This window comes from Methylobacterium oryzae, assembly GCF_036441375.1.
GTDB lineage: Bacteria > Pseudomonadota > Alphaproteobacteria > Rhizobiales > Beijerinckiaceae > Methylobacterium > Methylobacterium oryzae_A.
The window spans coordinates 185780-197648 of the sequence record NZ_MLCA01000001.1; the positions used below are offsets into that span (position 1 = coordinate 185780).

Below are 11869 nucleotides of genomic sequence, written 5' to 3' on the forward strand. Positions count from 1 at the left end.
CGGCCGCTCAGTGCGCCTCCACGGGGCCGGCGGCGCGCTGCGGCTTCCTGAGGACCGCCACCACCGCGAGGCTCGCCACGAGGCTCACGCCCACCAGCCAGAACCCGTCCGCGTAGGCCATGACATAGGCCTCGCGGCGGACCTGGGCGGCGAGCTGGCCGAGCGCGACGCCCTTGGCGGCGAGCGGGTCGGCGATGCGGGCGTGCATCCCGGCGGCGAGCGCCGCGAGCCGGTCCTGGGTGCGGGTCGCGTTGACGGTGATCGCCTCGGCCAGCATCGAGAAGTGGAAGTGCTCCCGCCGGTCGATCATGGTCGACAGCAGGGCGATGCCGATCGAGCCGCCGAGGTTGCGCATCATGTTCGACAGCGCCGAGGCGTCGGCGGTGTCGCGGGGCGCGAGGCCGGCCGTGGAGAGCTGCGAGAGCGGGATCGTGAACAGCGGCTGGCCGATGGCCCGCATGACCTGCGGCAGGATCAGCTGGTCGGCGCCGACGTCGTGGGTCAGGCCGACATTGATCCAGCAGCTCGCGATGAAGAACAGCGTGCCGGTGACCACGAGGAGCCGCGCGTCCACGGCGCGCATGATCAGCGGCATCATCGGGAAGAGCAGCAGCTGCGGCAGGCCCGACCACATCACCACGTAGCCGATCTGCTGGGCGTTGTAGCCCTGGATCTGCGCGCAGTAGACCGGGATGATGTAGATCGACCCGTACGAGACCGCGCCCAGCACGGTCATCAGCACGCAGGCGCCGCCGACCGAGCGGTTGGCCAGCACCCGCAGGTTGATGAACGGCCGCGCCGCCGTCAGCTCGCGGACGATGAACCCGGCGATGCCGGCCGCCGCGAGCCAGCTCGCCTCGACGATCACGGGCGAGCCGAACCAGTCCTTGCGCTGGCCCTCCTCCAGCACGAAGGTCAGGGCCGGCAGGCCGGTCGCCATCAGGCCGATGCCGATCCAGTCGCCCTTGAGCAGCTCGCCCCAGCGGGCCGGCGCCGCCTCGAAGGCGCCGAGCTGGATCGCGGCCGCGATCGGACCGAAGATCAGGTTCAGGTAGAAGATGTAGTGCCAGGACAGGTTGTCGGTGAGCCAGCCGCCGACCGTCGGGCCGATCGCCGGCGCGAAGGTCGCGGTGAGCCCGAACATGGCGATGCCGACCGCCTGCTGGCTCTTCGGCAGCCGCGTGCGCACGATGACGATCGCGGTGGGGATCAGCACGCCGCCGGTGAAGCCCTGGCCGGCCCGGAACAGGATCATCTGGCTCAAGGTCGTGGACAGCGCGCAGGCCAGCGAGAAGGCGGTGAACAGAATGGTGTTCACCGCGAGGTAGCGGCGCAGGCCGATCACCGAGGACAGCCAGCCGGTGAGCGGGATCACGATGATCTCGGCCATCAGGTAGGCGGTGGAGATCCAGCTCCCCTCCTCGGTGGAGGCGCCGAGCGCCCCCTGGATGTCGGCGAGCGAGGCGTTGGTGATCTGGATGTCGAGGATCGCCGTGAAGGCGCCGAGGATCGCGCCGAACACGGCGAGCCAGTCCCGGGCGCTCGCCCTGGCCTCGGACACCGGCACGGCCGGAACCGAACTCATCGGGGCAGGGCCTCGCTGACGAGCGCCGGGGCGGTTCTCGGACGGCGCCGGGCCGGGTCGACCGGCTCCACCGGGTCGGCGGTGTGGACCGTGGCCTCCACCGACAGGCCGGGGCGCAGGCGGGCGACCAGCGGGTCGGCCGGGTCGAGGGCGACGCGCACCGGCACGCGCTGCACCACCTTGGTGAAGTTGCCGGTGGCGTTCTCCGGCGGCAGCAGGGCGAATTGCGAGCCGGTCCCCGGCGAGAAGCTCTCGATCCGGCCCTGGAATTCGTGGTCGCCGAAGGCGTCCACCGTGAAAGTGACGCGCTCGCCCTCGACCATGCGGCCGGTCTGGGTCTCCTTGAAGTTCGCCACGAGGTAGATGTCGCGACCCATCGGCACGAGGGTCAGGAGCCCGGTGCCGGGGGAGACGACCTGGCCGACCCGGAGCGCCCGGTCGCCGGCCGTCCCGTCGATCGGCGCCACGATGGTGGTGTAGCTGAGGTCGAGCTTCACGCCCTCGACCTTGGCCTCGGCGCCTTCGAGACTCGCCCGGGTGCTGGCCTCGAGCGCCTTCAGGCTGTCGATCTGCTTCTGCGCGGCGTCCAGAGAGGCGGCGGCCTTGTCGCGGGCGGCGTGGCGCTGGCGCAGGTCGGAATCCGCCTGCTGCTGGCGCTGCACCGTGCCGGAGCCGGTCTGCAGCAGGTTCTGGTAGCGGGTGTATTCCTGCTGGGAGAAGGTGAGCGCGGCCTCGGCGTTGGCGAGGTCGGCCCGCGACGAGGCGACCTGCGCCCGCTGCTGGACGATCGCCGCGGCGACGCCCAGCACCTGCGCCCGGTCCTTGTCGACCTCGGCCTCGGCCTGCTTGAGCTGGACCCGGTAGGACCGGTCGTCGAGGCGCGCGATCACGTCGCCGGCCTTCACCGGCTGGTTGTCGCCGACCATCACCGCCGCGACGATGCCGGCGATGCGGGGCGCCACCGTCACCTTGTCGGATTGCAGGTAGGCGTCGTCGGTGGTCTCGAGGAACCGCCCGACGCTCCACCAGTGCCAGCCGTAGGCCCCCGCCCCGCCGAGCGCGAGCAGGCCCACCAGGGGCAGGACGGCCCGCGCCCGGCCGCGGCGCGGCTTCGCCGCGGGGGCTNTGTCGCTGCGACGTGCGTCCATCAGGTCTGGCCAGAATCAAAACGGTACGGTATCGTTTTGATAATCCGAATGGCGGTTTCGGGCAAGGAGGATCGCGCGTGGCGGTCACGGAGATCGATCTGGCGGAGGCGGGACCGCGGCGCGGCGGCCGGCCGACCCGCGCCGAGGCGGCCCGGCGCGAGGCGCACCTGATCGCCGTCGCCACGACCCTGTTCCTGGAGCGCGGCTTCGACGCCACCTCGATCGACGCGGTGGCCGAGGCCGCCGGGATGAGCAAGCCGACGGTCTACGCGCGCTACCGCGACAAGCGGGCCCTGTTCGAGGCGGTCCTGCGCGAGCGGATCGCCGCGTGGCTGGCGCCGCTCTCCGCCGCGGCCGAGGCCCAGGCCGCGCAGGGCGGGAGCGACGACGTCGAGACCGCCCTGGAGGATCTCAGCCGCACCCTGCTGGCCCACGGGCAGTCGCCGGGCGCGGCCATGCTCAAGCGCAACCTCGTGGCCCAGGCGCTGCAGTTCCCCGAACTCGCCCGTCTCGCCCACGAGGAGGGCTGGCTGCGCGGCGTGCGCGCCGTGGCGCAGCTGCTGGCCGCCTTCGCGCGGCGCGGGCGGATCGCCGTCGCGGATCCCGAGATCGCGGCCGACCTGTTCCTCAGCCTCGTCCTCGGCCGCTCGTCCCAGGCGACCCTCTACGGCATCGCCACCGATCCGGAGGCGCAGGAGCGGCGGCGGCAGGCGGCGGTGCGGCTGTTCCTCGACGGGGTGCGCCCGCGCTGAGGGGCGTCCGGTTCCCGCGAGGGCCGGGCGCGGCGCCGGCGGCGGTGAATTGGCCGCCGAATCGGCACGCCGGGCTCCGAACGGGCCCAACCCGCGATTGCGCCCCTCCCCGCCCGAGCCTATAGTGCGTCATCCCCATTCGACAGCGTGAGACGGGACATCCGGATCGGTCATCCGGAGCCCGCGGCCCGATGCCCGGCCCCCGTCCCGCCAGGCCGGAGCACGAGAAGCATGTCCCAGGGTCCGCTGATGCCCAAGGCGACCGCCGTCTGGCTGGTCGAGAACACCTCGCTCGCCTTCGAGCAGATCGCCGATTTCTGCAAGCTCCACCCGCTGGAGGTGAAGGGCATCGCCGACGGCGAGGTCGCGGCCGGCATCAAGGGGCTCGATCCGGTCTCCACCGGCCAGCTCACCCGCGACGAGATCGAGAAGGCCCAGAAGGCGCCGCACTACAAGCTCAAGCCCGCCGTCTCGAAGGTGAAGCTGCCGGAGGTGAAGCGCACCACCAAGGGCCCGCGCTACACCCCGCTGTCGCGCCGCCAGGACCGGCCGAACGCCATCCTGTGGCTGCTGCGCAATCACCCCGAGCTGAAGGATTCGCAGATCATCCGGCTCGTGGGCACCACCAAGTCGACGATCCAGCAGATCCGCGAGCGCACCCACTGGAACTCGGGCTCGCTGCAGCCGATGGACCCGGTGACGCTGGGGCTCACCACCCAGATCAACCTCGACTTCGAGGTCCAGCGCGCCGCGGCCGACCGCCCGGCCGCGGTGGCGGCCGAAGCCGGCGCCTCGCTCCTGCCGACGGAAGTCTCCACGGCCCGCGACGCGGACGAGCGGGAGCACGAGGACGATCACGGCGGCCGCGAGGAGCGGCTCGACGCGGATTCGGTCTTCGCCAAGCTCAAGGGCCGGCACCACGACGAGGACGACGAGGAGTAGGACCGGTCTCCCGGGGTCCGGGGCCGATGCCGGGGGCCGGCCGAGCGCGTTCTCGACCCGCCCTCGGCGCGGCCCTCAGCGCGCCCCGGTCGCCGACATGTGCGTCTGCCGGTACGCGCCCGGCGATAGGCCGGAGCGCTCCTCGAAGCGCCGCGGGAAATGGGCCTTGGCGCGCTGGACCGTAACGTTGCCGTGGACCGCGCGGGGCACCTCCTGGGCCATCCGCTCGGCGAGGCTCGCGGCGATCAGGTCGACCCCGATGGTCGCCATCCGCTCGGCCGAAGCGGGTGAGAGCCGGCCGATCTGCCGGGCCAGATCCTGGAAGAAGGTCATCGTCAGGGCTGCCGGCGCGAGATCCGCGCCGACGGTCAGGGCGCTGTAGAGCCGCGCCGGGCCGGGGGCGCGCTCCGGGCGCTCCCGCGGCGGTTCCAGGGACAGAGCTTCGCCGGGTTGGGCCGAGGCCAGGACCCCGGGCGACGGGCGAGCACCAGGAGATCACCGGCGCCCTGCACCGCGCAGCGGCCGTCCTGGAGGCTCGACATCGTGCCGCCGAGCGTCAGGACGACGCTGAGATTGCCGTCATTGCCGAGCCGCCGCATGAGGCCGGCCATCGCCTCGCCCTGGATGGCGCCCTGGAAAATGCGCTTGAGCCGCGGATCAGGGCCGACGGGCGGGCCCTGATCCGCGCCTCGAAGGGCGCGTCGTCCAGGCGCTGCCACGCGATGGCGACGCCGTCAGCGAGGAGCGTGTCTCTCCAGAGCGGGAAACGGTTCCGGGGCTGGAGGCCCTCGGTCGAGAACAGTGTCCTCACCGCGTCCTCGGCCCTGAGATCGCGCTCGAGCTTCCGTGACGGGGAGTGCCGACGACCTTGAAACTTCCGGTGCCGCGCGGGCACGTCTCGTGGATTGCGGTTGCGCGGAGGTTCCCGGCGGGAGCGGGATTTGAAGGATGCGCACCCGGCGGCCCCGCCCGGCCGGAGCGGGCCGGCCGGGCGGGGGCCTTAGCTCACGTCGGCAGCGGCCGGCCCCGCGTCTCCGGCATGAACCACGGCACGACGAGGCCGATCACGTAGACGCTCGACAGGGTCAGCGCCGCCGCGGCGACGCCCCCGAACGCGGTTACGATCTGCCCGGCGAGGATCGGGAAGATCCAGGCGATCAGCCGCGCGCCGTTGAAGACCGCGCTCGCCGCCGTCGCCCGGACCGACGGCGTGAACAGCTCCGCGAGATAGATCGCCATCCACGAGAAGGCGAAGCCCAGGGTGAAGAACCCGTTCAGGAAGGCGAGCCCCATGAACGGCACCAGCCCGCCGGTCCAGAGGTAGCAGGCGAGCGACGTGGCGATGCAGCCGACATAGGTGACGAGCAGGAAGGCGCGGCGCCCGATCGCGTCGGCCACGAAGCCCGAGATCACGTAGGCGGTGATCGCCCCGATATTGTAGATGATGCCCATGCGCGGGCCCCAGAGATTGGCCGGCTCGCCCGCGGCCTTGGCGAGCCCCTCCGTGTAGGCCGGCAGCCAGGACGAGACCGCCCACCAGCCCACCGTGGTGGCGAAGGACAGGGCGGTGGCCAGTAGCACCCGCCGCCGGCTCTCCGGCTCCCGGAAGATCTCGGTGAGCGAGAACGGCCGGGCCCCGTTCTTCCGGGCGGCGCCGGCATGCTCGGCGCCGTCATCCTCGGTCGTGGCGGCCCAGCGCTGCGCCTTCACGGCCTGCATCCACTGCTCGGATTCCTCCAGCGCCCGCCGCAGGTACAGGCAGACGAAGGCCGGGAGCGCGCCCAGCGCGAACAGGATCCGCCAGGATTCCGCGCCCAGGGGCTCGGTGGCGGCGAGCACGGCCCAGACGATGGCGGCCAGAACCGCGCCGCCGCCGAAGCCCGATTGCAGGAAGCCGCAACCTTTCGGGCGCGCCCGGTTCGGCCAGGTCTCGGCCACCAGGGCGATGCCGGTCGACCATTCCGAGCCGATGGCGAGCCCGGTGATGAAGCGCAGCAGCGCGAGCTGCGTGAAGCTCTCCGCGAAGGCGGTGAGCCCGGTGAAGACGGCGTAGCCCAGGATCGACACCATCATCATGCGCTTGCGACCGATATAGTCGGCCGCGATCCCGCCCATCAGGCCGCCGATCCCCCAGCCGAGCAGCGTGATGCCGATGGCGAGACCCACGTAGAAGGCCGGCGCCTGGGCCTGCTCGGGAGTGAGGATCGAGGCCAGCGCCGGGCGCAGGGCGTAGACCAGGGCCACCGCCTCGTAGCCGTCGAAGATCCAGCCGAGATAGCTGCCCCACAGGATCCGCCAGTGGCGCCGGGTGAGACCCGCGTACCACGGAGCGCTGGCCGCCTCGCGCAGCCCGACATCGCCCGCGTCCATTCTCCGTTCCTCCCGCCCGGGGCGCGTCGCCGGCGCCCTCCCCCGCCCTGATAGGTCGGTTGTGGCATCGGGTCGACCACATCCGGGCGGCCGATCCGGCGCCCCGGCGATCGCGTCTCGCCTGCGCGTCGCGCTGCGCCGCGGGACAGGCGTGCGGCGGGTCTCAGCGCGCGGCGTCGAAGGCTGCGAGGAAGGCCGCGAGGTTGTCCGGCAGGGCGGCGCAGAGATAGCCGCCCTCCTGGACCAGGGCCGTGGGCAGCCCGGCCCGGGCGATCCGCTCCGCTGCCCCGGCGAAGCCGGCCCGGGTCACCGCGAGGGCGCCGATCGGATCGTCCGCGGCGGCGTCGAGGCCCAGCGCCACCACGAGCGCCCAGGGCCGGTGCGCGGCGATCGCCGCGAGGCCCGCCTCCACGGCCGCGAGCCAGGGCGCGTCCCCCGAGCCCGGCGGCAGCGGCAGGTTGCGGTTGAACCCCGCCCCCGCCCCGGTGCCGGTCTCGTCGGCGTAGCCGGCGAAGAACGGGAAGTAGTCGGCTGGGTCGGCGTGGACCGAGACCGTCAGCACGTCCGCGCGGGCGTAGAAGATCCCCTGCGTGCCGTTGCCGTGATGGACGTCGATGTCGAGGATCGCCACCGGGCCGCCGGTCGCGGCGCGCAGCCGCTCGGCCGCGATGGCGCTGTTGTTGAGGAAGCAGAAGCCGCCGGCGGAATCCGCGTAGGCGTGGTGGCCGGGCGGGCGGCACAGGGCGTAGGCGTGTCCCGCCGCCAGCGCCGCGTCGGCGGCCGCGACCGCGCACTGCGCCGACCCGTAGACCGCCGCCCAGGTGCCGGCGCGGATCGGCGTCGAGGTGTCGGCGGTGTAGAGGCCCAGGCGGCCGAGGAGGCCGGCGGGCTTCCGGTGCATCTGCGGCCGGGCGAAGGACCCGGTCAGGATCTCGTCGCCGATGTCGGGGATCTCGCCCCGGCGCGCCCAGGCCTCGGCCAGGAACGCCACGTAGTCCGGATCGTGCACCGCCCGGATCGGCTCGAGGCCGTGATCGGCCGGCTCGGCGAGGTCGTGGCCGCCCCGCAGCGCCGCGTCCCGCAGGATCGTGTAGCGGGCCGCCTGCTCGGGATGCGGGATCGGTGCCCCGCGCCGCATGTAGTGTTCGGGATCGTGCCGGCTCGAATCGGGCGTGTGGACGATGCGCATGCCGGCAGGTTAGGGCGCGCCGGGATGCGCGTCATCCGCCCGGGACGGATTCGGATGAGACGGGCTCAGATGAGGTAGACGGTGCCGTCCGCGCGGAACACCTTCGGGCAGTTCGCCCCGTCCACGAGGCGCTGGGCATCCTCCAGGGAGATCCCGTGCGCCAGGGCGATCTGCGGCAGCGTCTTCCAGGTCGGGGTCATGGTCCGGCTCCGTCCGCGATCCGTGCGGGTCGGGGATCAACGGCGCAGACGCGTCCGGGTTCGCCGACGGTGCCGGGGACGGTACCAGGAGCGTGTCGAGGGCGTCGGCGCACCACCCCGTCGGTACGGGCGCCGCGGGGGCGACCTCGCGGAGCAGGGTCGGGACCCGCGCCCAGGGTTCCGTGACCGGCCCGGCACTCGGCCGCACCGCCGACCGGTTCTGGCCGCCGGCCACGCGGATGTCCGCGAAGCGCGCGCAGAACGCCGCCACGCAGGCCGGGTCGAAATGGCGGCCGCTCTCGGCGCGGATGCAGTCCAGGGCGGCGTCGAAGGACATCGCGTCCTTGTAGGGCCGCGCCGTGGTCAGGGCGTCGAACACGTCCGCCACCGCGACGATCCGGGCCGACAGGGGAATGGCGGCGCCCGCGAGCCCGTGCGGGTAGCCGCCGCCGTCCCACTTCTCGTGATGATACTCCGCGATCTCCGCGGCCAGCCGGATCAGCTCGGAGGCGCTGCCGCCCAGGATGCGCCGTCCGATCGCCGGATGCGTCTTGACGAGGTCGAACTCGTCCCGGTCGAGCCGTCCGGGCTTCAGCAGGACGCCGTCCGGGATGCCGACCTTGCCGACGTCGTGCAGCGGCGCCGCGAGGTAGAGGTTGCGGCAGACCTCCGGCGCCAGCCCGAGCCCCTCGGCCACGATCTGGCTGTAGCGGGCCACCCGCCACGTGTGATCGCCGGTGTCGTTGTCGCGGTACTCGACCGCGAGCGCGAGGCGGAAGATGATCTCCTCCTCGCGCTCGCGCATGTGGCGCAGGGCGGCCTCGACCTCGCCGTCGAGCCAGGCCGCCTGCTCGGCCAGCCGCCGCACCGCCCGGGCGAGCCGGATCATGTTGCGCAGGCGGACGGTGAGCTCGACGCCCCGCATGGACTTGTCGAGGAAATCGGTCGCCCCCGCCTCCAGAGCGGCGAGCCGCACCGCGTCCGAGATGTCGCTGGTGACCATCACGATGGGCACCTGCGCGTAGTGCGGGATGGTCCGCATCTCCCGGATGAAGGCGATCCCGTCGATGTCGGGCATGTGGCAGTCGACCAGGACGAGGTCGAAGGCCCGCGTCCGCGCCTCGACCATCGCGGCGACCGGGTCGCCGTGATCGGTGACGGACACGTCCGGCTTGGCCTCCAGCAGGAGGCGCAGCCGCATCCGCATGGTGGCGCTGTCGTCGACGAGGAGCGCGTCCATCAGCGGCTCCCGGACCGGCGCACCCGGCCGCCCGGCCCGGAGCCGGAACGCCGCAGGCGATCCCGGTGCGGCCGTCGGACCGGGTATGTCGACACAGGAACCATCGCCGCGACGCCTCGCAAGACTGTCGATCAGCATTGAACGATGGCGCATTAACGGGCGGTAAATCGTCGTTCTCAGCTATATTGAGGAGTTTTATTTTACTCGGAGGCGTGGTGGGCGTGAATTCGCGTCCTCGTTTGCCGAAATCCGGTGAGGTCGCGGCGATCGACGGATGAAGAGCCGGATTCGTCAGGTCCGGGGCGCCTGAAGGATCGGCGCGTCCGTCATCGGGATCGTCGCCGCGACCGGTCCGCGGCCCCGGGATGCGGGGTGGCGCGGCTGCGCGGCCCCCGGCGGAGAAAAGGATTAAGACGGGGCCCGCGCGGCCGAGGCAACCTGCCCCGTGCGCGACCCGGGGCGGCTCGGAACGCGCCGGCCGGACGGCGTGGCGGGAGGCGCCTTGGCGATGATGCGGTTCGATCTCACCGATCTCGGCCTGTTCCGGCACGTGGTCGAGGCCGGCTCGATCACCCACGGGGCCGCGCGGGCGAACCTCGCCCTGGCGGCCGCCTCGACGCGGATCCGGCTGATGGAGGAGTCCCTCGGCGCCGCCCTGCTGACCCGGGGCCGGCAGGGCGTCAGCCCGACCCCGGCCGGGCGCGCGCTCCTCGTCCATGCCCGAGAGGTTCTGGCCGGGGTGGAGCGCCTGCGCGAGGAGATGGCGGCCTTCTCGGGGAGCGCCTTCGGCCAGATCCGGGTGCTGGCCAACACCAACGCCCTGACCGAGTTCCTGCCGGAGGCGCTCTCGGCCTTCCTGGCCGACCATCCCGGCATCGGCGTCGAGATCGACGAGCGCACCTCCGAGGAGATCGTCGGGCTGGTGGCCGAGGGGGCGGCCGATCTCGGCATCCTGTCCGGCACGGTCGATACCGGCTCGCTGCAGACCTACCCGTTCCGGGAGGATCGGTTCGTGCTGGTGGCGGCCCGGGACCATCCCCTGGCCACGCGCGGGACGATCCCGTTCGCCGAGGTGCTCGGCCACGACCTCGTCGGCCTCGACCGACGCAGCGCCATCAGCCGCTTCCTCGTCGCCCAGGCGGTGCGCGAGGGGCGGCCGATGCGCCTGCGGGTCCAGCTCCGGGGCTTCGACGCCGTCTGCCGGCTGGTCGAGGCGCGGGTCGGGCTGGCGGTCCTGCCCGAGAGCGCCGCCGCCCGCGCCGCGCAGGGCCTCGCCCTCGCGGTGGTGCCCCTCGCGGATGCCTGGGCGCGGCGCGACCTGACCCTGTGCCTGCGCGACCTCGACGGATTGCCGCCGTTCATCCGGGCCTTCGTGGCGCAGCTGCGCGCCTGAGCGGCGCCCGCGGAACGCGCCCCGGACCGGTTCGATGGTCGCCGACATCGACCGCGTCGTCCGCAATCCTGACCCGGGTGCGGGCCGCCGGGGACGCCCGCGGGCGGCGTCAGCGCCAGCGCTCGTCCGTGCAGGCCAGAAGGTAGACGACGTGCATGCAGCGTGCCTGGGCGGCCTGCGAGGGCGCGTCGCCCATGCAGGCGCGCATCCCGACGGAGAGCAGGTCGCGATCGACGTCCTGATCCCGCGCGCAGGTGAAGATCGGCTGGAAGCCCTCGAACCGGCTCACCTGCCAGAAGATGACCATGACCGCGAGCAGGCAGAACGTGCAGACCAGGACCCGGCTGTCGTAGAACCAGTGCCGCCGCCCGGCCTCCGCGGCGTCGCGCGCACTCATCCCGTCACCGGGCTCGTCACCGGGCTCGTCACCGGGCCTGTCGCCAGGCCCGGCACCGGGGGCGCCGGCAGGGTCGCGGTCCGGACCCGCCTTCGCTCTCCGCATCGGCTCGCCCTCTCCGTCGCGCCGGATCGCCGGCCGCGCCGCCCGCCCGGGCCGTCAGTCGATCACCTCCACGATCCGGCGCGACCGCGGCTCGACGAGAACCGGGTGGTCGTTGACGATCGTGTAGCTGTACTCCGGCAGGGCGAACTCGCGCGGGACATCGTAGTACACGATGCCGTCCTCCGGGAGCACCGTCCCGACCCGCACGGGCCCGGCGAGCGCGACGGAGGGGCGGCGCTCGCCGAGGGCGTAGATGCGGAACCGTTCCCGCCGGTCGACGCCGAGGATGCCGTTGGCCGTGCCCACGGCCGCGCCGATCGCGCCGCCGACGATCGCCCCGAGGGGCCCGGCCATCTCCTCGCCGCGCGCGGCGCCCTCCTGGGCCCCGCGCTCCAGCCCCTGCGCCCGCGCGCCCGCGGCGAGGCCCAGGGGGGCCACCAGCGTGGCCAGGAGCGCGAGGGGAGCCGCGAGCCGCATGATCTGTCGTCCTGGTCGGTGGCGTGGATCGTCAGGCCTGCGCCTGAGGGCGCGGGAGCGTCCCGGCCGGA

11 protein-coding genes and 1 pseudogene are annotated in these 11869 nt (G+C 73.1%); 3 read left to right on the forward strand and 9 right to left on the reverse strand.

The genetic code is table 11. The features are described from left to right. Nucleotides 1-7 precede the first annotated feature (7 nt). Together MOTC310_RS00790 and MOTC310_RS00795 are read right to left on the reverse strand one after the other, a co-directional pair. Nucleotides 8-1585, reverse strand: a complete 1578-nt coding sequence (locus MOTC310_RS00790) for a DHA2 family efflux MFS transporter permease subunit (protein WP_331300471.1) — start codon at nt 1583-1585, stop codon at nt 8-10. Beyond that, on the reverse strand, nt 1582-2733 hold the full coding sequence (locus tag MOTC310_RS00795) for an HlyD family secretion protein (RefSeq protein WP_331300472.1): 1152 nt from the start codon (nt 2731-2733) through the stop codon (nt 1582-1584). The genes MOTC310_RS00790 and MOTC310_RS00795 overlap by 4 nt, the downstream gene beginning before the upstream one ends. 77 nt (nt 2734-2810) lie before the next feature. On the opposite strand from MOTC310_RS00795, the gene MOTC310_RS00800 reads away from it, so the two are divergent. Together MOTC310_RS00800 and MOTC310_RS00805 are read left to right on the forward strand one after the other, a co-directional pair. Further along, nucleotides 2811-3485, forward strand: a complete 675-nt coding sequence (locus MOTC310_RS00800; protein ID WP_331300473.1) for a TetR/AcrR family transcriptional regulator — start codon at nt 2811-2813, stop codon at nt 3483-3485. 231 nt (nt 3486-3716) lie between these two features. Beyond that, nucleotides 3717-4427 (forward strand): DUF1013 domain-containing protein, encoded by a 711-nt coding sequence (locus MOTC310_RS00805; protein WP_331294362.1) that lies wholly within the window; start codon nt 3717-3719, stop codon nt 4425-4427. Nucleotides 4428-4502: 75 nt separating this feature from the next. Here the strand turns inward: MOTC310_RS00805 and MOTC310_RS00810 are convergent, their stop codons facing one another. The 5 genes and pseudogenes from MOTC310_RS00810 to MOTC310_RS00830 all read right to left on the reverse strand — a co-directional run. Further along, nucleotides 4503-4760, reverse strand: a complete 258-nt coding sequence (locus tag MOTC310_RS00810; RefSeq protein ID WP_331300474.1) for a hypothetical protein — start codon at nt 4758-4760, stop codon at nt 4503-4505. A gap of 35 nt (nt 4761-4795) precedes the next feature. Then, nucleotides 4796-5038 carry a hypothetical protein gene (locus MOTC310_RS00815; protein WP_331300475.1) on the reverse strand — a complete coding sequence of 81 codons (243 nt, stop codon included), beginning with the start codon at nt 5036-5038 and terminating at the stop codon, nt 4796-4798. Between the two features lie 394 nt (nt 5039-5432). Further along, on the reverse strand, nt 5433-6797 hold the full coding sequence (locus MOTC310_RS00820) for an MFS transporter (RefSeq protein ID WP_331300476.1): 1365 nt from the start codon (nt 6795-6797) through the stop codon (nt 5433-5435). Between the two features lie 163 nt (nt 6798-6960). Beyond that, a complete protein-coding gene (locus MOTC310_RS00825) occupies nt 6961-7986 on the reverse strand; it encodes a histone deacetylase family protein (protein ID WP_331300477.1) in 1026 nt (341 codons plus the stop codon). Between the two features lie 339 nt (nt 7987-8325). Continuing rightward, nucleotides 8326-9426: pseudogene (locus MOTC310_RS00830) on the reverse strand (HD domain-containing phosphohydrolase); the annotation flags it as partial. Nucleotides 9427-9934: 508 nt separating this feature from the next. Between MOTC310_RS00830 and MOTC310_RS00835 the strand changes: the two are divergent. Beyond that, nucleotides 9935-10819 carry a LysR family transcriptional regulator gene (locus MOTC310_RS00835; RefSeq protein WP_331300479.1) on the forward strand — a complete coding sequence of 295 codons (885 nt, stop codon included), beginning with the start codon at nt 9935-9937 and terminating at the stop codon, nt 10817-10819. 109 nt (nt 10820-10928) lie between these two features. Here MOTC310_RS00835 and MOTC310_RS00840 read toward each other — a convergent pair whose 3' ends face one another. Next, complete coding sequence (locus tag MOTC310_RS00840; protein ID WP_331294358.1) at nt 10929-11216, reverse strand: hypothetical protein; 288 nt, start codon at nt 11214-11216, stop codon at nt 10929-10931. Nucleotides 11217-11375: 159 nt separating this feature from the next. Continuing rightward, entirely contained in the window at nt 11376-11798 is a 423-nt protein-coding gene (locus MOTC310_RS00845; protein WP_331294357.1) for a DUF1236 domain-containing protein, read from the reverse strand. Nucleotides 11799-11869 lie beyond the last annotated feature (71 nt).